The organism is Sporosarcina sp. FSL K6-1522 (assembly GCF_038622445.1).
Lineage (GTDB): Bacteria > Bacillota > Bacilli > Bacillales_A > Planococcaceae > Sporosarcina.
Genome location: NZ_CP152019.1, coordinates 2,202,500 through 2,222,416, shown reverse-complemented (window position 1 = coordinate 2,222,416; position 19,917 = coordinate 2,202,500). Strand labels below are relative to the sequence as shown.

Annotated in this window: 18 protein-coding genes and 1 other annotated feature (1 of these 19 running past the window's edge); of the genes, 8 read left to right on the top strand and 10 right to left on the bottom strand. The window is 41.3% G+C overall.

Annotated features, from left to right (window positions below; all coding sequences use genetic code 11):
• Positions 1 to 13: a binding site (T-box leader), on the top strand; it begins 266 nt to the left of the window's first position.
• Positions 14 to 90: 77 nt separating this feature from the next.
• Complete coding sequence (locus MKY34_RS10840; RefSeq protein WP_342510427.1) at positions 91 to 951, top strand: S-adenosyl-l-methionine hydroxide adenosyltransferase family protein; 861 nt, start codon at positions 91 to 93, stop codon at positions 949 to 951.
• Positions 952 to 1,022: 71 nt separating this feature from the next.
• Here the strand turns inward: MKY34_RS10840 and MKY34_RS10835 are convergent, their stop codons facing one another.
• Positions 1,023 to 1,457 carry a YkvA family protein gene (locus MKY34_RS10835; RefSeq protein ID WP_342510426.1) on the bottom strand — a complete coding sequence of 145 codons (435 nt, stop codon included), beginning with the start codon at positions 1,455 to 1,457 and terminating at the stop codon, positions 1,023 to 1,025.
• A 53-nt stretch (positions 1,458 to 1,510) separates the two neighbouring features.
• On the opposite strand from MKY34_RS10835, the gene MKY34_RS10830 reads away from it, so the two are divergent.
• Complete coding sequence (locus tag MKY34_RS10830; protein ID WP_342510423.1) at positions 1,511 to 2,215, top strand: DUF3298 domain-containing protein; 705 nt, start codon at positions 1,511 to 1,513, stop codon at positions 2,213 to 2,215.
• A 123-nt stretch (positions 2,216 to 2,338) separates the two neighbouring features.
• On the opposite strand, the gene MKY34_RS10825 is transcribed toward MKY34_RS10830, so the two are convergent.
• The 4 genes from MKY34_RS10825 to MKY34_RS10810 all read right to left on the bottom strand — a co-directional run bounded on the left by MKY34_RS10825 (position 2,339) and on the right by MKY34_RS10810 (position 7,705).
• Positions 2,339 to 2,842, bottom strand: coding sequence for a DUF2179 domain-containing protein (locus MKY34_RS10825; protein WP_342510421.1), 504 nt, complete (start codon positions 2,840 to 2,842; stop codon positions 2,339 to 2,341).
• A gap of 65 nt (positions 2,843 to 2,907) precedes the next feature.
• Positions 2,908 to 4,050 (bottom strand): Xaa-Pro peptidase family protein, encoded by a 1,143-nt coding sequence (locus tag MKY34_RS10820; RefSeq protein WP_342510419.1) that lies wholly within the window; start codon positions 4,048 to 4,050, stop codon positions 2,908 to 2,910.
• A gap of 71 nt (positions 4,051 to 4,121) precedes the next feature.
• Positions 4,122 to 6,170, bottom strand: coding sequence for a CocE/NonD family hydrolase (locus MKY34_RS10815; protein ID WP_342510418.1), 2,049 nt, complete (start codon positions 6,168 to 6,170; stop codon positions 4,122 to 4,124).
• Between the two features lie 32 nt (positions 6,171 to 6,202).
• Positions 6,203 to 7,705: a BCCT family transporter gene (locus MKY34_RS10810; RefSeq protein WP_342510416.1), complete on the bottom strand. Its 1,503-nt coding sequence runs from the start codon at positions 7,703 to 7,705 to the stop codon at positions 6,203 to 6,205.
• Positions 7,706 to 7,989: 284 nt separating this feature from the next.
• On the opposite strand from MKY34_RS10810, the gene MKY34_RS10805 reads away from it, so the two are divergent.
• Both MKY34_RS10805 and MKY34_RS10800 read left to right on the top strand, forming a co-directional pair.
• Positions 7,990 to 8,646, top strand: a complete 657-nt coding sequence (locus MKY34_RS10805; protein ID WP_342510414.1) for a TetR/AcrR family transcriptional regulator — start codon at positions 7,990 to 7,992, stop codon at positions 8,644 to 8,646.
• Between the two features lie 64 nt (positions 8,647 to 8,710).
• A complete protein-coding gene (locus MKY34_RS10800) occupies positions 8,711 to 9,133 on the top strand; it encodes a dual specificity protein phosphatase family protein (protein ID WP_342510412.1) in 423 nt (140 codons plus the stop codon).
• 36 nt (positions 9,134 to 9,169) lie between these two features.
• On the opposite strand, the gene MKY34_RS10795 is transcribed toward MKY34_RS10800, so the two are convergent.
• The 4 genes from MKY34_RS10795 to MKY34_RS10780 form a co-directional block, all read right to left on the bottom strand.
• A complete protein-coding gene (locus MKY34_RS10795) occupies positions 9,170 to 10,342 on the bottom strand; it encodes an MFS transporter (protein ID WP_342510409.1) in 1,173 nt (390 codons plus the stop codon).
• A 121-nt stretch (positions 10,343 to 10,463) separates the two neighbouring features.
• Positions 10,464 to 11,639, bottom strand: a complete 1,176-nt coding sequence (locus tag MKY34_RS10790; protein ID WP_342510407.1) for an MFS transporter — start codon at positions 11,637 to 11,639, stop codon at positions 10,464 to 10,466.
• A 106-nt stretch (positions 11,640 to 11,745) separates the two neighbouring features.
• Complete coding sequence (locus MKY34_RS10785) at positions 11,746 to 12,960, bottom strand: MFS transporter (RefSeq protein WP_342510405.1); 1,215 nt, start codon at positions 12,958 to 12,960, stop codon at positions 11,746 to 11,748.
• 189 nt (positions 12,961 to 13,149) lie between these two features.
• On the bottom strand, positions 13,150 to 15,384 hold the full coding sequence (locus tag MKY34_RS10780) for an EAL domain-containing protein (RefSeq protein WP_342510404.1): 2,235 nt from the start codon (positions 15,382 to 15,384) through the stop codon (positions 13,150 to 13,152).
• Positions 15,385 to 15,723: 339 nt separating this feature from the next.
• On the opposite strand from MKY34_RS10780, the gene MKY34_RS10775 reads away from it, so the two are divergent.
• The 4 genes from MKY34_RS10775 (at position 15,724) to MKY34_RS10760 (ending at position 19,314) form a co-directional block, all read left to right on the top strand.
• The gene (locus MKY34_RS10775; RefSeq protein WP_342510402.1) at positions 15,724 to 16,089 is read left to right on the top strand and encodes a hypothetical protein; all 366 of its coding nucleotides are present in this window, start codon (positions 15,724 to 15,726) and stop codon (positions 16,087 to 16,089) included.
• A 78-nt stretch (positions 16,090 to 16,167) separates the two neighbouring features.
• On the top strand, positions 16,168 to 17,757 hold the full coding sequence (locus MKY34_RS10770) for a catalase (RefSeq protein WP_342510400.1): 1,590 nt from the start codon (positions 16,168 to 16,170) through the stop codon (positions 17,755 to 17,757).
• A 206-nt stretch (positions 17,758 to 17,963) separates the two neighbouring features.
• Positions 17,964 to 18,311: a PadR family transcriptional regulator gene (locus MKY34_RS10765; protein ID WP_342510398.1), complete on the top strand. Its 348-nt coding sequence runs from the start codon at positions 17,964 to 17,966 to the stop codon at positions 18,309 to 18,311.
• Entirely contained in the window at positions 18,298 to 19,314 is a 1,017-nt protein-coding gene (locus MKY34_RS10760; RefSeq protein ID WP_342510397.1) for a hypothetical protein, read from the top strand. Before MKY34_RS10765 ends, MKY34_RS10760 begins: the two co-directional genes overlap by 14 nt.
• Before the next feature lie 38 nt (positions 19,315 to 19,352).
• Here the strand turns inward: MKY34_RS10760 and MKY34_RS10755 are convergent, their stop codons facing one another.
• Positions 19,353 to 19,730 carry a glyoxalase superfamily protein gene (locus MKY34_RS10755; protein ID WP_342510396.1) on the bottom strand — a complete coding sequence of 126 codons (378 nt, stop codon included), beginning with the start codon at positions 19,728 to 19,730 and terminating at the stop codon, positions 19,353 to 19,355.
• Positions 19,731 to 19,917: the final 187 nt, after the last annotated feature.

Sequence of the window (19,917 nt, the reverse complement as noted above, 5' to 3'; positions counted from 1 at the left end):
TCTCGTCCTTTTCAATCGATAAATGATTGAAATGGACGGGATTTTTTGTGTTTAATTTCATACTATAAACAAATGAGGAGTGGATTTAAGATGACAACAGGTTTATTAGTGTTTCAATCGGATTTTGGGAAGAGTGACGGGGCAGTTAGTGCGATGCACGGGGTAGCAAACTCTGTTCAACGTGGAATTCCTATTTATGAAATTACCCATCAGATTCCTCAATATAATATTTGGGAAGCTTCTTATCGTCTATTGCAAGCCATTGGTTACTGGCCAAAGGACACGGTTTTTGTTTCCATTGTCGATCCAGGTGTAGGTTCGGAGCGACGTGGCATTGTTGCGAAAACCGTCAACGACCACTATATCATTACACCGGACAATGGTACGTTAACACATGTGGCACAATTCATCGGCATTTGCGAAGTCCGTGAAATTGATGAGTCTGTCAACCGCCTTCCGAACTCTGGAGAATCGCATACATTCCACGGACGCGATATTTTCGCCTATACAGGTGCACGACTTGCTGCCGATGTGATCCAATTTGAAGAAGTCGGCCCCATTCTAGATACAGCGAAGGTCATTACATTGCCATTGAAGCTCTCAAAAATTGTTGATGAAGTAATCACAGGCACAGTCGACATTATCGACCGACCTTTCGGCAATCTGTGGACGAATATTAGCCGAACCCAGTTTAAAGAAATCGCACAGCAGCATGGGGATTCCTTCGAGGTAGCCATCACGACAGATGGCCGCACAATCTACAATAACATCATGACATTCGGCCGATCCTTTGCAGATTTACACATCGGCGAACCGCTTATCTATGTAAATTCCCTCGACAACATCGGCATCGCCATTAACCAAGGCTCATTCGCAGATGCTTATCGAGTCGGTACGGGGACCAATTGGGAAGTGACAATTCGCAAAGCACCTAGAATTGTTTATGAATGAGATGAAAAATGAGACGCTATCTTCCATAGCGTCTCACCTGCTTAACTAAATCCATCTAACCTTCGATGAATTTAGCTCATCAACTTCTCATCAATATCGTCATAACCACCATCATCTCCAAACAGCTTCACCAATTGTTGCTTTGCTTGTTGTTTCACATCATCATCAATATGCTGAACGATTTTAAAAACGGCAGCCGCAATGACGCTCGCATCGTCGACTAAACCAACTGCTGGGATAAAGTCCGGTATGAGATCGACCGGGAAAATGAGGTAACTTAATGCACCTACAACAATCATTTTGGATGATTTCGGTACCGTTGGACTTTTCGCTGTATAAAATAGGAGCAAACTGTAGTAAACCGTTTGCTTACCTACTTGCTTACCGTATTTTTTGACCTTGTCCCAAAATTTCTCATCTGAATAATGATCGTCCGTCTCATGTATAGTAGAATCTGGATCGAAATTCTTTAATTTATTTTCATAATCCTGTTGTTTGTTTTTCATCTGATGGCCTCCCTAAATACTCGGTATCTCAATTTTACATGGAACGACAGATAATGTCATTCATTGTCACATCCATTCCCTTCTTTTTTCACCGCTATGTACATAAAATCAATGACACCACCAAGAATGAAAGGATGTTAATGTTCGAGCTTCCTGTGTCCATCGTGACAAAGAAATTACCTCATGCCTCACCAAAGGTAACGGTCTATTATCCCGTCGTTGTCCATTTACCAAATGCCCATGTGCAAAGCACCATCAACCATGCCATTGTCACAACACTAAATAAGCTACTAATTGAACGTGATTACTACGAACCAGGCCTCGTTGAACTCATCGCTTATTATGAATTAAAGACCAACCAACGGGGTCTGCTCAGTTTAAACCTGATTGTCTATTCATTTACTGGCGGAGCACACGGTATGACAAGCATTAACTCGCTAACATTTGATACAAAAACCGGCAAACAGTACACCTTGAAAGAGTTATTCAAAACGGGGAGTGACTACGAGAAGAAGATATCGAATATCATTCGCCAGCGCATTAAAGATTGGGATGTCGTCTTACTTGATCCCCCTTTCAAAGAAATCCGTAGCGATCAAGATTTTTATATCGCCGATACCTCCCTCGTCATCTACTTTCAGCTTTATGAAATTTCTCCTTATTCATCCGGGTTCCCGTATTTCCCGATCCCGATCTTGGACCTCGCAGATATTATTGAACCCAATGGTCCGCTTGATCGGATGATGGCATTTACTTAATGGCACCAATAAGCCAGTTACCGAAACCTCTAATACGGCTTCGGCAACTGGCTTTTCAGCTATTCTCTATATTACCATTACCAACCTACATATCCATTACATCAACAGCCTAATAGAGCAACATTATCGCAAATGCTTCGCTAAAAATCCGCCATTGAAAGTAGTCGGTTCATAAGAAATAATAAAAGCTTTTGGTGCAGTTTCCAAAATAGTGCGTCGCAGTTTTTGTTCGTCTTTCCGTTTTGCTAACACTTTCATTACAAGGCGCTTCCCATCTTTTCCATCCGCAAGCCATGAGGTAACTCCGTAATTCTTTTCCCTCAAATAACGACAAATCTCGGTATCTAGATCATTTACAACAACTTCAAACACAGTATAGCCTAATGCTAATTTCTTCTCAATGCGACTTCCAACATAGACACCTAATCCCCAGCCAAAACAATAGGCTGCAATATTAATAGGATTATCAAGATTATCAAGCACTAAGGTCAATCCCATTAAATAAATAAACACCTCTGCCATTGATACAAAAGACGCTATAATACGCATCCCTTTAAATGTGAATAACACACGCAATGTAAATAAAGAAACGTAAACTAAGTTAATGCCAATGATAGTTAAAATCATGGTTGTTCGTTTCCCCTACTCTATAGTAATATTAAATATTCTCATAAAAGTGTTATGAAAAAATATTAGGAAAAAACAAAATGCATGTCATCAAATGCCCTTGGATGCTCTGTAATCGACATACTACCTCGTTCTGTTAAAATCACTGTATCTGAATGGCGAAATCCACCAACACCTGGCACATACAAACCAGGCTCAATTGTGTACACCATCCCTTTCTCCAAAATTAATTCATTATCAAAACGTAAATAAGGTTCTTCATGTTCTGATAATCCCAATCCATGGCCTACTCTATGCTGAACAAAATCTGCATAGCCTGCCCGTTTAAAAACATTAAAGGTTGCAATATCCACTTCTTTAGCCGCAATACCTGGACGAATCATTTCCATCCCAACTTGCTGAGCCTCAATCGCAAGCCTCAGCAAATCTTTCTGTTGTTCCGTAACATTTCCGATTAAAAATGTTCGTTCGTTTTCCGCACGGTAGTTGTTATACCAAACTTGCCTACTATGTACAACGACATCCCCATCCATAAATTTTCGGGTACTTGAATACAGATGCGGCATTTCACTTCGTTCAATACCCGAGCATGTCCAATCTTCATAACCAATCAATTCATCGGCATATTGCTGTGACGCAACTTCAAGCAAAGCTCGATCTCCATATGAATCAAACTCCAATTCACTTAATCCTATACGAACATTAGAAAGTGATTCCTTTATTGCAATATCTGATAACGCTCCTGCAACTTTCAAACACCCAATCTCGTAATCATCTTTTATAGAGCGCATTTGAACCAATCGATTTCCAATATCCGTTAATGTAAAGCCGCTTTGTTGCAAATATTGAAACACATCTGCAGGCAATAATGCCATTTCTACCCCTATATTCGCCGATTTAGGTAGTTTACTCAAAATATTTGATAAAAAGTCCACATACGATAACGTTAAATGACGATGTTCATATTGCTCATAGTAAACATGTATCCTATCCACTTCTGCTCGTTCTGTCGCATGCGATTCTTCTAGCTTTGGGATGATTAACTGTACTTCTTGCTGGTCAATTACTGTTAGTATTGCCCTAGAATACGATATCGCTCGAAAATCCGTTACATAGTACTGATTGTCTGGATTCCAAATAATAGACAAGTGAATGTCTCGTTCATCCATATACTGCCGCAAATGCTCCATTCTTTGGCGCGTTTTCATATAAATACCCCCGTTAATTCTTTACAGATGGAAGCGGGGAGAGTGAAATGATTCCTCTCCCCTTCTACCTATCACATATGATCTCTCGGTATTTCTTCTGTCCAAACTCTATGAAAAACCTCTACTTCCCCTTCATAAGCAGTTAGTTCATTCATTAAATAGAAGGTATTCTCATCAGCTGTCATCGTACTTGTCGTTTCAAGACTCGTTTGCCATTCGCCACGACCAAGCGTTAACGTCCAATCGCATTGCACTTTGGCAGACAGTGGGTTTCCTTCCTCAATCGTATACCGATTACGATTTGTGCTACCATATTCAATCCCATTTATATAGAGCTTTCTTGCTCCTTCATCGGAAAAATCATCTAACGTCCAGACATTTGAAACGACATCGTATACAATTTCTCTCGTTCGATTTGCTTCTCTTAATATCTCTTTGTCAAGAACAGGAGCTGTTTCTGGTTGTTTGAACGGTTGTAACGTCAAATCAATTGACTGATTTTCACGAATTGGCAATGACAAATAGGTTTTTTCGGATGGATAAACGGATAATGTCACTGGTTTCGGCGAAGGCCAAGCATGTGGCCAATAAGTTGGTGAAACAGCCAATTGCCAACGATGGCCTGGAGCCAACACATGACCAATTGCATTCATTTCAACCGTCACTTCATATTTTTCTCCAACTTCAAGCGCTTCAGGGAATTCGTGGCTATTTCTATGCGTCAAATTCAGTATCCCCCATGTGACACGAGTCGATGAACCATCTGGCGCTACATCATTTAACCGTACTGTCAACAACGCATTCGGCTGATTAGATGAGCATTCCACAGTGAACGTCGGATGCCCGAGAATGGGTACTTTCTTTTCAACAGGTTCTGATTCAAAAATAACTGCAAAGCCATTTTCGTTTCTTTGATCACCTGGCAAATCCCCCGGTTGACCAAATGGGCAAAATACCCCTGCATACAAGCCATGTTGTTGCACACTTTCCACTTGAATCGGCGCTAAATTGCTAGGCTCATTCACTAACTTTGAGTTATGCAAATAATAATGCTTGGCTTGAACGGTAGGTGATGGCCATTGTTCTTCTGCTACCCAATACCCTGGACGAACGGTATAGCTTGTTTGTGGTGGCACACTATCTTGCATCCAAGCCCTCAGCATCGGCTCTTCCATTATGCCCGTGTCAATTCCTTTTAACCAATGATCATACCAACGCAGACATTCCTGTAAAAAACCAATTTGCGGTCCCGGAATAGCCATTTCTGGATACTCGTGTGCCCATGGTCCAATTAAACCTTTTCGTGGCCCTTTCAATCCCTCTAATAAGCGAGGTATTGCATTGGTATAGCCGTCCGCCCATCCTCCGACTGCATACACAGGGATATCAATATCTTGATAATCTTCACAGACAGAGCCATGTTGCCAATAACTATCCCTACGCTGATGACGAACCCACTCTTCAACAAATGGCGGCGTTTTCTCTAATCGTTCCAACCAATTTTCTTTCCACGATTCTCCTACAACGGTCGGATCTGCCGGACGAGCGTTATAAGCTAGCATTGTCGAAGCCCACCAAAGCATATCGGATGCAAGCATCGCTCCCCCTTTATAATGCACATCATCCGCATAACGATCATCTGTCGAACAAAGTGTAATCACAGCTTTTAGATGCGGATGACGTCTAGCAGCGACTTGTAGACCATTAAAACCGCCCCATGATTTTCCAATCATTCCAATGCCGCCAGTAAACCAAGGTTGTTTAGAGATCCATGTCAAAACTTCCAAAGCGTCATCCTGCTCTTGTTTCAGATATTCATCATACATAATTCCTTCAGAATCTCCAGATCCCCTCAAGTCAACACGAATACTCGCATAGCCATGACCCGCAAAATACGGATGACGAAGAGAATCACGCAATGCCGTAAAATCATTTTTTCGATATGGGATGTACTCAAGAATTGCTGGCACTGGATTTTGTTCAGCATCTTCCGGTAACCATATTCGTGCAGATAATCTCGTACCATCAGACATTGGAATCCAAATATGTTCAATCTCTTTCACTTTTCTAGGAAAATTTGTCCGTATCGTCCGATCTGTTTCACGAACGTTAAAAACCATGTTTACCCTCTCCTCATGATGTTATTTCATATTTATTGCTTCGGAAAGTCTTGTTTCAGCCATCTCAGAAGTGAAATGATTAGTAGTATATAGAAAATATAAATCGGCACCGATACAACAACCGCCGATGTTTGAATAACCCGTAAGCCACCAATAAGTAGTAATGACAATGCAATCACAGCCAAGACAGCGCCCCAAACCATACGATGCCATCTTGCTGGTTCTTGTCCTTCTTTCAATTCTTTCGTAGCAATGGCAGATAAGATATACGTAGCTGAATCAAGTGATGTAGACAAGAATATTAGCGCTAAGAAAACGAAGAATGGTAACACAATCGCACTTAACGGCAACGTTTTTAAAATTTCTACAACCGTTGCTGGTCCACCACTAGCGTTCAAAATATCAACAACAGGCAAAATATCACTTAGTTGTAGATTCATGGCATAACCGCCGAATACACCGAAGTAAACCCAGCCACCAATAGATCCCCATAACAACATATGAACGATCAATTCACGAATCGTCCGTCCTCTTGAAATACGTGCAACAAAAAGGCCCATAAATGGTGCTGTAGCCGCAAACCAAGCCCAATAAAAAACTGTCCAACCTTGTGGGAATCCCCCTTGTCCAATTGGATCCGTATGGAAACTCATCATGACGAAATTTTGAATCATCATACCAAAACTGTTCGAAAAATAGGTAAGCATAAATAAACTAGGACCTGCAACGAACACAAAAATCGCAAGTGCCAAAGCCAAATACACATTCAAGTCGCTTAGACGACGAATCCCTTTATGCAAGCCCATATAAGCACTTGCTGAGTAAATAATTGTAATAGAAATAACAATAATCGCATCTAGTGTCAGTGTTTGCTCAATACCAATAATGCTTGCTACAACTGCCGATACCATTGGTACACCTAACCCTAGTGATGTACCAAGTCCACCAACTAAACTCCAAATCACCAAAATATCAATCAGCTTTCCTAGCCATCCATCTGCATATTTTCCAAGCGCGCCGCTTAATGCTACACTCATTTTCAAGGACGGGCGCTTCTTAATAAAATAGGAATATGCAATCACAACTGTCGGTAACGCGTAAAGGGACCATGCTGAAATTCCCCAATGAAACAAGCCATATGTCAGTGCCCACTCTGCCGCTTCTTGACTACCCGCTTCTATTCCAAACGGTGGTCCCGAAAAATAGAATATTGGTTCAATCATAGACCAATACATAATGCTCGTTCCCATACCCGCAGTGAACAGCATCGTCCCCCAACTAAATGTAGAGAACTCTGGTTTCCCTTCCCCTAATCTAATATTTCCGTATCTACTAAACACCAGCCAAATTAAAATGATAAACAAGCCAATCGTTAAAAACTGGAATGCCCAGTCCATTTTAAACGTAATCGCAGACATCAAACCATCCAAATAAGGCTCTGCCGTCGCACGATTCATTACCAATAAAACTGTAACGATTGCGATCGTAAACAATGATGTCCAAAAAATAAATGAATCCAATTTTACTTTCTTCATACCATTAACACCCCTAACTGCTTTGTGTAATTCAAAAGTATTTTTCTAGTTGATAACGCTTTCAACCTATACTTAAAAATAATTCACCCTACCCCTCCCTAATTACTTTACCTATCTCAGGTTTGAATAATTTAATCAATTAGAATATAATAATCATGATTATATTCTGATATTGGTTATAATAACATAGGTCTTTTCGGAGAACAATAGGGAATAAATAAAAAAATCGAAAAATAACGTATACTTATATCCGAGGAATCAATTTTCTGAAAGAGGTGGTAGTTGTGAGCAATCGCAAAATTCAAATGGCTAGAATGTGGAAGTATTTTATTGAAGCAACGGTCGAAATTATCGAAGAGGAAGGAATCGAACAAGTAACGATTCGGAAAGTTGCGGCTCGTGCCGGATACAATAGCGCAACCATCTATAATTATTTTTCCGAAGTATCACATCTTATTTTTTTCGCCTCCATGAAATTACTAAAAACGTATACAGATGACGTACCGTTAACAATCCAAAAAGGGAATTCCCCATTGGAAAAATACACATTAGCGTGGGAATGTTTTTGTAAACACTCATTTAAACAGCCTTCCATTTTCCATGCGGTATTTATTATGGATTTGGGAGATCAGCCAGAAAAATTAATAGAACATTACTACGATATGTATCCCGCAGATTTGATACACATTCCAGACGAATTAAAACCAGTCCTGTTTGAACGCAGTATCTCCAAACGTGGACAATCCTTGCTACAAACTGCTGTCGAAGAGCAGCAAATTGATGACGAACAAGCAGATCATATCAATGAAATGACGAATTTACTTTGGCAAGGAATGTTAACAAATATTTTGAATAACAGATTAAATTATGATCTACAAACAGCCGAACAAAAGACTATGCAGTATATTCAAAAAATCATTCTTGACATATCTACCCATTAAAATGAACGTCTTTTATTTCATAAAATGCTATACTAGCTACAACTACATAATGAGGTGATTAACCATGCCCAAAAACTATGAAGCACTCATCCCCAATCGTATTTTCATCGGTGGTGTAAATGCCATTGACGATTTGCTCTCAAACGAAAAAATCGATGTTATCTATGATTTACGCGCGGAAGTAAAAGGTGCGCTACCTAGTAGAATCAGTATCCACCAACCGATTGTCGACGACACGGAACACCAAGATCAGTCCATCCAAGCCGCTGTCTCCGAAGTCGTCGACGCCTACAAGGCTGGAAAGAATGTCTACTTTCACTGCAATACCGGACGTGGACGAGCGGGCACCATTGCAACAGCTACCCTTTTAGAATTAGGCCTTGCAAATTCTGTAGATGAAGCAGAACAACAAGCCACTGAAATCCGTCCTTCTATCAATGTAAAGCCTCCCTTTAAGGAAGCACTGAAGCGAATCTATGAAAAATGAAAAGATGCCAGCCTTGAAATCGAGGCTGGCATCTTTCTATTGGGCTGTTTCTCGGAGCTGCTTCCGCTTAATCAATAAATACCCTATAAACACAAGGAAAATCAGGGTGGCTGAAGTCAAATAGACATTCTGATAACCATAATGGATAGCAATTAACCCCAGCACATACGACCCAACCGCAAGCCCCGTATCAAACAAAGTAAAAAACGTAGCGGTTGCGTAACCACTTCTCTCATGGGTCGTCGACTGAACAGCTAGTGTTTGTAAACTTGGAACAAGCGCACCATAGCCTAAGCCAATAAAGGCAGCAGCTACTAAAAAGAGCACAGCTGAATTCATAAACGCCAAAAGGACAAGCCCGATAATGAACAATATCATCCCGGGTATTAATATGTACTGCGGCCCTTTTTCATCAAATATTTTGCCCGTAAATGGACGCGTCAACAGCATAACTGCTGCGAACACAAAAAAGAATGTACTCGCAAAAGCCAAGACATTTTTTTCTTGCGCAAAAATCGATAAGTAGGACAGGACACTTGCGTAGGAAAATGCAATGAGACTGCCTAAAAATGCAACGGGCATCGCCTTCTTTTCAAACAAATCGCCAAGCGCTAACTTGGTTTTCGCACTTTTGTTAACCGGGACATTGCCAGCTGGAATCAACAAGGACGTTAATACCCCAACGACCATCAATACACTCATCACAATAAAGAGCACATCAAATGAATACGATTGAATGATAAATAATGCGATAAACGGTCCAAGAACAACAGCTAAATTTGTAGACATTGTATAGTACCCAAGCCCAGCCCCGCGCCGTTTCACCGGCACATTATCCGCCGCCAGCGACCCACTCGCCGTCGTCGCAATACTAAACCAAATCCCCTGCACAAACCGCAACACCAACAACCCCATAAACGGTTGAATGAAATAATAAAATACCGTACAAATTAAATAGAATAATAAACTAATCCATAACATTTTGCGCTTGCCGACAATATCCAATACCTTGCCCGTAAAGGGGCGAACGATAATCGCCGATAGCAAGAATACCGTCATCAACAAGCCAGCCTCTTCGTCTGTTCGGCTCAATATCCCCTTCGCATACAATGGCAATGTGGACACCAGTCCATAAAACACTGTAAAAACGGCAAAGTTCGTACAGAACAAACTAATGAATGATTTTGTCCAAATCGGTTCTTTCTTCACTGAACTTTTCCCCCTTGCACTCCACATTACTCAATCGTCACAGTATACTTCGACTGCCGAAGTTTGTAAAGATTTAGAATTCAAAAAACAGGCAACACCCACACAAGGGATTGCCTGTTACTCATACTGTATGATCCTTTGGACCCTTCCACTTCATCGACACAAACATTGTCAATACAAGTACGACCAATCCAAGAATGAAGGGATACAAAATATGCACATCATAGAGTAGTCCCGCAAGCAACGGACCAAGAACATTTCCAATACTCATATAAGCATTGTTCATACCCATCGCGAATCCTTGTTCACTACCTGCTAATTTAGAGATTAGTGTTGTCAGAACTGGTCTTAGTATAGACGTTGCTAAGAAGATAATCATCGTCACACCAAAAAACATAATGTAACTTGGTGCCAATATCGACAGTAAAAAGCCAACTGCCGCGACACCAAGGAAAATTTTCAAGACAGCCGCTTCACCAAAACGTCGGACAACTCGATCGACAGCGAATAATTGAATGATAACACTAATAATTCCTGTCGATGTTACCATAATCGCGATATCTTTCGGAGACGCTCCGAATTCATTATCGACGAACAACCCTAACACCGACTCATACGCCATTAAGCCAAAGCTCATTACAAGCGTGATTACTAATGGAATAAAGTACGGTTTACTGAACGACTGTGCGATCTCCTTCACCATCGGCTCTGATTTCACATCCGGCATATCGACTTTCGTCCCCAGACTTTCCTTCAACATCACTGCGGAAAAAATAACTGCAACTACGCCGACAATAGCCGAAACCAGCAGCGGCATTTTCAAACCAAAATCTGCTAAAAACCCACCAATTCCCGGACCAATGACAATTCCAAGTGACATCGATGCAGAAATATAACTGTTCCCTTTTGCACGCTGATCCATCGTCGTAATATCAGCAACATAAGCAAATATCGCTGGAATCAATAATGCAGCTCCTACACCACCGATAACGCGTGACAAATAAAGCACAGCAATTGAATCCGAAAAGTAAAAGACGAACATCGACAAAGCCAATCCACTTAGCCCTGAAATAATCATTACTCTGCGGCCATACTGATCCGCCCATTTCCCTGCAATCGGCGACATAATGAGCTGCGCCCCCGCAAAAATGGCAATCATCAGACCCGCTGCAGTCCCCGCTTGTCCAATTGACAATAGATACTTAGGCAAAATCGGAATAATAATACCAAAACTTCCTATGGCAATAAACATATTGATCATCAATATGAGCATTTTCTTCTTTTGATCTCGTGTCATTTTTTCATCCTTCTTTCCAAACACCTTGTCAAAATTTCGACAGCTATTCATTATAATAAAAATTGAAGGATTATGCCAATAATTCATACGGTATTTTTCACTTTCTTTACGCAGCAGCAGTTATTTTGCGATCACGCGGAAGACCCAATCCAACAAGCCCAATAATCGGCAAAAATGACACAACAATCATCGTTGGATAAATACCAATCTGGTCCATTAACATCCCGATAACAACTGAACCAATCGCCCCCATCCCAAACGCTAGTCCAACTGTCAGCCCTGCCATCGTCCCGATTTTACTTGGCACAAGCTCCTGTGCATACACAACCGTCACCGAAAAACTGAGCATAATGAAAAAACCAATGAGCATCAGTAGCACAATGACCGCCCATAACGGTGCATACGGTAACATTAAGCATAATGGCATCGGTACGACAAGCGAGAGGACAATGACATTTCTCCTGCCCATTCTATCTGCCAAAGGTCCCCCGAAAAAGGTGCCAACTGCTCCAAGTGCGAGAAATAAGAATATGTATAGCAAACCATCTTCAACAGCCAAGCCGTAACGTTCCACCAAATGAAAAACATAAAAACTTGTAATGTTCGTGACATAAAAGGAACGCGCAAAAATAATGAGTAACAGCAATGTCAACGCAACACCTACTTGCTTAGTTGTTAACTTGCCAATCGAAGATAACAACACTTTCTTCCGCTTGTCCAACTTCTCCTGTTCCAATTGTCCTTTATACCATGCCGAAATTTTCATCAAAATAAAGATGGCCAGAGCTGCAACAATCATAAAAAGTGCCGCCCCTTTTTGCCCTAACGGTACTAAAATAAACGCACCAATTAATGGTGCAAGTGCTTGTCCTGAATTCCCGCCAACCTGAAAGATTGATTGTGCAAGCCCCCTCTTCGGCCCCGCCGCCATAAACGATACACGCGACCCTTCCGGATGAAAAACAGCAGATCCGAAGCCAAGTAACATGACGGAAACGAGGATCATCCAATACTCGGGTGCAAAGGCGAGACCTCCTATTCCGACCAATGAAAAAACCATTCCAAATGGCAACGCATAAGGTCTCGGCTTACGATCACTAAAGTAGCCAACAACCGGCTGTAAAATGGACGCCACCATATTTAATGCAAAAAAGATAAATCCAAGTTGTGTAAAGCTCAGTCCCCTTTCCTTTTCAAGAACTGGAAACATCGCCGGAATTACAGCTTGAAGCGTGTCATTTAGTAGATGACATCCGCCTATCGCAAACATGATTGGATAGACGGGATTCCCTAATGTCGTTGTTGCTTTTACAGTTGTCATACAATCCCCACTCTTTCTATCGAAATTCAATAGACTTAGTATACCGTATTTTCTGAATGGTTGAATATTATTCGGAACTAAAACAACGGAGAGGCTCACTTGCATCTAGATGTATAATGCAATTAAAGCGCAGTAAAAGTCTGAAAAAACAGCCCTAAAAGTCGTTTTCCGACGCTTAGGACTGCTTTCTTATTTCTTATCATTTATCTCTTGTTGAAGCTGCAAAAATCTCGTTTCCAACTCCTCTGCAGCAATCGGCTTGCTGAAGAAATAGCCTTGTACCTCATCACATCCATGCTCATGCAGAAACTGAAGTTGTTTTTCATTCTCCACACCTTCCGCAATTACTTTTAGCCCTAAACTATGCGCCATTCGAATAATCGTCACAACGATGTCGGAGTCGCTTTTACTTTTTTCGATATTCGAGATGAATGATTGGTCAATCTTTAGTCGATCTATCGCAAATTTCGTTAAATAATTCATGGAGCTATAGCCAGTTCCAAAATCATCGATACTAATTTTAACCCCAAGCGCACTCAGTTTCTTTAGTGTCGGAATCGCATGCTCTACATCCATCGTCATCGTTTCCGTAATCTCTAGCTCCACATATTCAGGTGCTAATCCCGTAGTCTGTAAAATGCTTTGCACTAAGTCTGGTAATGTATCACTTGCAAACTGATTAGAAGATAAGTTAATGGCTACATTAAAAGAAGGCATCCCCATATCTTGCCACTTCTTTTTCTGTTTACAAACAGTCCATAATACCCACTCATCTAATTGAGCAATGAGTCCAGTCTCTTCTGCAAGTGGAATGAATTCATCTGGTGAAATTATCCCCTTTTCAGGATGCTTCCATCTTACAAGCGCTTCTACCCCGATAATCGCACCTGTTTTAATATCCACTTTCGGCTGATAATAAAGGACAATCTCATCTTTATCAATCGCTTTGCGTAAAGAGGCTTCAAGTAAAATCTTGGCATGCGCTTGCGGATTCATTTTATCCGCGTATAAAACAAATTGATTTTTCCCATTCTTTTTCGCATAAGACATTGCCGTATTGGAGTTAATCAAAAGTTCATCTGCAGTCGTTCCGTTTTCTACCGAGATGGCAATTCCGATACTTGCGGTAATGTGAAAATCATAGCCCTGCATCCTAAAAGGCTCTCGAAAACTCTTAAGCAAGCATTCCCCAATTCGTTGTGCATCCGCTCGGCTTTCACAGGCGATAAGCATAATGAATTCGTCTCCTCCACCTCGCGCGATCAAATCGGAAGCCCCTAAACCTTTTGCTAACCTTTGTCCAAATTTCTTTAATATCACATCTCCCTTGACGTGACCAACCGTATCATTGACTAGCTTAAAACGATCCAAGTTCATATGAATAACAGCAAAGGATCTCCCCTGTTCAAGAAAAACCGTTAATTTTTCTATTAAATGCCTTCGGTTTGGCAATTCCGTCTGTTCATCATGGCTAACCAAATATTGAAAGCGCTTTTGCATATCATAGATGTCCGTTATATCGCGAAATTGGGCAAAGACACCTATAACCCCAGAACTGTCGTCATAAATCGGAAACGCATCGAAGAGAAGGACCTGTTGTGGCTGCTCTTGTTCTTGTCCTACCATAATCTGAATACCATCAAAGCGCTTCTTTTCAGTAAGAACCTCGTTCACACGACTCCCAATTAACTCTAATTCGCTAACAGGTTTCCCCAAAACCTGCCTACATTTTTTACCGAGAAGAATTTCTGCTCGAATATTATATTCTAAAACAATGCCATCTAAATCTGTCGTCAACACACCATAATGGTTATTGTCCATCATCACTTGATGCAAAACATGCAATTTCTTATTTTGTTCTTGTAATACTAATTCCCTCTCAATGGCGTCTACAACGGTCGACAACATCGTTGTAATCATTGGATGCTGGTTCCCAATATCCGTCATGATTGAGATTGTCCCTAACACTTCTTGTGTTATGGGATTTTTGAATACCATACCGTAGCAAGCTGACTTATGTAAATAGCGATGATAATGCGCATCCCCAACTATCTCAATAGCTCCTAGAGGGTGTTCAAGTGCTAGATTAATAACATTCGTTCCCATATCTTTTACCGTAAACTGGAGTCCCCTTACAAAGCCTAATCCTTGCGCCTCTCGCTTCATTAAGGCGTTACCGACCATTTCAAGAATAGTACCATTCTGATCGGTGATGGTAATGAGTAACGAAACACCAGCTAACTGTTGAATAATTTTTTCAGCAAAGAAACGAGTTACAAATATAATCTCCTCATATTCGGATAATGCCGTTTCTATGTCTTCGTTTGCAAAAATGGTAGTTGGAGTAGGAATCTTTTCGGAATTCATACCTATTTTCCGACAAAAATCATTTACTTCAGTAATATATTGAGCTGTCGCCTTCATTCTCCCACCCCCTCCTAGTAACTATATCCTTTTTACAATTTTCAAAACACTAATATCCTTCATTTTATACAAAATGTCTATTTAATCACTGTGAGACTTTAGTAGGTTTCAATCACTATTATCTTATCACTAGTTAGCCAGTCTTTGAAGCGTAAATCCCTATTAGTCGCAATTATTCGTTTTCATCGAACTGGATTCGACAAAAATTTCTATGACTTCTATGAACACCAAAATCTCGAAGTCCTACATCACGCTTCACTGAATTCACTGTTATTTTTCTCTGTCTATTGGGCAATACTGCTTATTCGTTCAATATGATTGAGAAAGGCCTGATGAAGTATGTTCAACACTGACACATTATTGCTGTATTTCCCAGCAATCATCTTATTATTCACACTTGAAATCATCTTAACAGCTTGTCGATCCGATGATGTTCAATGGACGAGGACACTTGCCGTATGTAACCTCATTGTTAATTTTTCTTGGGTTACACTTCTGCTTGTTATGGTGAGTAATCCGAATCTCTTCAATCCCGAATTTGCCCCGACTATCGCAAGAACCTACAATTATTCACTAACAACAGCGACAGCCATCCTTTATTTTATTGGCTATAGTATCGTGCTTGCTGTCGTTATAACCAATATTATTGATACTTTTACGGGTTTTAGTAACTGCAAATTCAAGAAGAAAAGAGATTCCTTTTGAATTTGTATAAAAAGGGCATTATTTCCTCATAAATAGAGCAGAGTAAAGAAGCGACGATGAAATGAAGGAGGCAATCACTTGTCGAAAGATCCAACCAAAGCAAATGAGGAACAAAAAGACCTACTAACCAACCGGCAAGGTCACCCGGTAACAAACAACCAAAACATACGGACCGTTGGCAATCGAGGGCCGGCCGTTTTAGAAAACTATGATTTTCTAGAAAAAATCAGCCACTTCGATCGTGAACGTGTTCCAGAACGTGTCGTTCATGCACGCGGTGCAGGTGCACATGGCTATTTTGAAGCTTATGGTACAGCTGGCGACGAACCCGTTTCCACATATACACGTGCAAAACTTTTTCAAGACAAAGGTAAACAAACGCCCGTATTTGTGCGCTTTTCATCCGTGATTCATGGGGGACACTCTCCCGAAACCTTGCGTGATCCCCGTGGATTTGCGGTGAAATTTTATACAGAAGACGGCAACTGGGATCTCGTCGGCAATAATTTAAAAATCTTTTTTATCCGAGATGCCATGAAGTTTCCGGATATGATTCATGCCTTTAAACCAGATCCCGTAACAAATATTCAAGATAGCGAACGTTTTTTCGACTTTTGCGCCAGCTCGCCCGAATCATTTCATATGGTAACATTTGTTTATTCACCATGGGGCATTCCCGCCAACTACCGTATGATGCAAGGCTCAGGTGTCAATACGTACAAATGGGTGAATGAAGAAGGCGTTGCCGTGCTCGTCAAATACCATTGGGAGCCTAAACAAGGCATTAAAAACTTAACGCAACAGGAAGCCAGTGAAATTCAAGGAGCCAGCTTCAATCACGCAACACAAGACTTATATGACGCTATCGAACGCGGTGACTATCCAGAATGGGAGTTGCTCGTACAAGTAATGAGCGACGATGATCATCCAGAGCTCGACTTCGATCCACTTGATGACACGAAGTTGTGGCCAGAAGACCAATTCCCTTGGCTGCCTGTCGGTAAAATGATATTGAATAAAAATCCAGAAGACTATTTCACAGAAGTCGAACAAGCCGCCTTTGGTACAGGTGTCCTCGTCGATGGTCTCGATTTTTCAGATGATAAAATGCTGCAAGGTAGGACGTTTTCCTACTCAGATACGCAGCGTCACCGCGTGGGTGCCAACTATTTGCAACTACCCATCAACGCACCGAAAAAACATGTTGCAACAAACCAAAGCGGTGGGCAAATGCAGTTCAAAGTCGACCGTGCCCCTGGGCAAAACCCTCATATTAATTATGAGCCTTCGATGTTAGGTGGCCTACAAGAGGCAACACAACACGGCAAAGAACATACACCTTATCTTGAAGGGCACCTCGTACGGGAGTCCATCAGCCGCCAAAGCAACACCAAACAAGCTGGTGAAACGTACCGTAAATTCGAGGAATGGGAACGCCAAGACTTAATTTCAAACCTAGTCGCGGATCTCGCCAATTGTGACCCACGCATTCAAGACAAGATGGTAGCACTTGCCGAGGAAGCTGACGAAGAATACGGCCGCCGTTTACGCGAAGGCCTAGCCCAAGCTGCAAAAGGAGGCTCTAGCCAGAAGCCTCTTGGTAGTCGAGATGGGGACAAAGCGCCTGAGGAAGCTGTGGATAAAGGACATGAGGCGGAACCGTATTAACAAGTGCTAATCTAAAACAAAGATGCGATATGATGCTCTATCCCACAGATTTCTCTTTCAAAAATAGCTCACTCAAAGGATGTACAATCCTGAGTGAGCTATTTTTTCATGTTCCGTTGTTCCGTTAACATCTATGTCAGATTCTTTTTCAATTGATACGAGTTATACAATGGTGTATGATATACAGTATAGAAAGAGGTGCTTTGATGAGTGATTTATTGACTTCCTTAACGACTGAATTACGAAGGGGGACATTGACGTTGGCTGTTCTTAGTCAGCTAAAAACGCCACAGTATGGCTATTCACTCGTCCAGCTTCTTGAGAAATCCGGCATCGAAATCGACCAAAGTACGCTCTATCCTCTGCTACGACGTCTGGAAAAGCAAGAACTGCTGTCTAGCAGTTGGGATACAACCGAAAGTAGACCGCGAAAATATTACAAAATAAGTGATATCGGTATGGACGTTTTTGAACAGCTACAAGCAGAGTGGAAAAAAACGACAAAGGAATTAACACGCCTATTAGAGGGAGATGAAACCAATGGAACTGATTGAGGTCTATATACAAGAAGTAACGCGGCGATTACCCGAAAAAATGCGTGATGATATCGCATTGGAGCTACGCTCGACTATTGAAGATATGCTTCCGGACAATTATGCAGAAGTGCATGTCAAGCAAGCACTTGAGAAGCTTGGCAATCCAGCTTCTCTGGCCGCCCAATACCGAGATCGCCCTATGCACCTTATTGGGCCAAAGTTTTACGATGCCTATATCGCCATTCTGAAATTGACATTGACCATTGTTTCTATCGTCGTGCTATCATTATTTCTCCTGCAAAAAATTGCAGCCCTTTCAAGCGTGGAATCATGGTCCTTACTCACCATCTCAAGTGTAATTGGCGAAGCGATATGGATTGTGCTCGAAGCAGCTATCCAAAACTTCTTTTGGGTGACCATTGTTTTCATCATTTTAGAACGCACAATATCCCCCAACGTTCATGTTCCTTTAACACTGGCTGGTACCCCTTGGAAACCAGATGACTTGAAAGGTATTCCGAACGTTCCATTGAAAAAAGCCATCACCAAGAGCGAAATTGGCTTCGGTTTCTTCTGGCTCATCATTTGGGCTGCCGTTTACTTTAAAGCCATCAATCTAATTGGCGTCTATACGTCGACAGAAGGTCAAAAGGGGTTAGATTTTCTTATGCCTGTTTTTCAGCATGATGTTCTTCTTTCCTATTGGCCTATCGTCTCCTTACTTCTGCTGCTCGAACTATTTTTACTCGCCTATAAAGCGAAAATACGTCAATGGACATTCAAATTGGCAACGAGTAATGCAATCATTCACCTTATCGGTATCATGGCCTTTATTTTCATCGCTAGCAATCCTAATGTACTCAATCCAGAATTCGTCACCTTCTTCTCACAACTACTAGACAATTCCCAAGACAATTTATCCTCCTCACTCAACTGGATTTATGGAATTATTGTGCTCGCTGTCATTGTAACGAGTCTGCTAGATAGCTATACAGGATTTCGCAAAGCAAAGATGAAATAAGGCAAAAACAGGTACCCCAGTGATGGAGTACCTGTTTTTTATGAACAATTCTCAAAGAAAATAATCCGATTATTGAATGGATCCATAACGGTTAGTTCTTGCATTCCCCATGGCGTAAGTTCAAGACAAGGACGTGCAAAATTATAATCTTTCGCATGAAGGGTTGCAGTAAATGCTTGTATATGACTAACGCTCACCCTAATCGCAGCTCCCGGACTACAATCTCCGTGATGCTCCGTTAAGTGAATCGCACAATGCCCACGTGATATTTGCAAATATCGTGGAAAATTCTCTTCAAATCGATGCTCCCAATCTATTATAAAACCCAAATAATCCACGTAGAATGCTTTCGCCTTCTCGATATCGAAAATACGTAATATCGGTACGACACTTTCCATCCGAAACATCTGATTCATAGCTCCCACTCCCCATCTGGAAATCCCTAATCTTCCTTACTTTATCATACTCATCAAGAATCCTCCGCCATTTCATAAACAATACGAAAAAATTACAGGGTTTGTCCAAGTTCGTCAACTGCTCGTTGTAAAGCATACAGATGCCTTTTTTGTTCGAGTTCTTAAAACGTCCCAGATAGACTAATGA

Coding starts and splice junctions, on each gene's coding strand:
- MKY34_RS10840 (WP_342510427.1), top strand. CDS start 91: ATGACAACAGGTTTATTAGTGTTTCAATCGGATTTTGGGAAGAGTGAC.
- MKY34_RS10835 (WP_342510426.1), bottom strand. CDS start 1,457: ATGAAAAACAAACAACAGGATTATGAAAATAAATTAAAGAATTTCGAT.
- MKY34_RS10830 (WP_342510423.1), top strand. CDS start 1,511: ATGTCATTCATTGTCACATCCATTCCCTTCTTTTTTCACCGCTATGTA.
- MKY34_RS10825 (WP_342510421.1), bottom strand. CDS start 2,842: ATGATTTTAACTATCATTGGCATTAACTTAGTTTACGTTTCTTTATTT.
- MKY34_RS10820 (WP_342510419.1), bottom strand. CDS start 4,050: ATGAAAACGCGCCAAAGAATGGAGCATTTGCGGCAGTATATGGATGAA.
- MKY34_RS10815 (WP_342510418.1), bottom strand. CDS start 6,170: ATGGTTTTTAACGTTCGTGAAACAGATCGGACGATACGGACAAATTTT.
- MKY34_RS10810 (WP_342510416.1), bottom strand. CDS start 7,705: ATGAAGAAAGTAAAATTGGATTCATTTATTTTTTGGACATCATTGTTT.
- MKY34_RS10800 (WP_342510412.1), top strand. CDS start 8,711: ATGCCCAAAAACTATGAAGCACTCATCCCCAATCGTATTTTCATCGGT.
- MKY34_RS10790 (WP_342510407.1), bottom strand. CDS start 11,639: ATGACACGAGATCAAAAGAAGAAAATGCTCATATTGATGATCAATATG.
- MKY34_RS10785 (WP_342510405.1), bottom strand. CDS start 12,960: ATGACAACTGTAAAAGCAACAACGACATTAGGGAATCCCGTCTATCCA.
- MKY34_RS10780 (WP_342510404.1), bottom strand. CDS start 15,384: ATGAAGGCGACAGCTCAATATATTACTGAAGTAAATGATTTTTGTCGG.
- MKY34_RS10775 (WP_342510402.1), top strand. CDS start 15,724: ATGTTCAACACTGACACATTATTGCTGTATTTCCCAGCAATCATCTTA.
- MKY34_RS10765 (WP_342510398.1), top strand. CDS start 17,964: ATGAGTGATTTATTGACTTCCTTAACGACTGAATTACGAAGGGGGACA.
- MKY34_RS10760 (WP_342510397.1), top strand. CDS start 18,298: ATGGAACTGATTGAGGTCTATATACAAGAAGTAACGCGGCGATTACCC.
- MKY34_RS10755 (WP_342510396.1), bottom strand. CDS start 19,730: ATGAATCAGATGTTTCGGATGGAAAGTGTCGTACCGATATTACGTATT.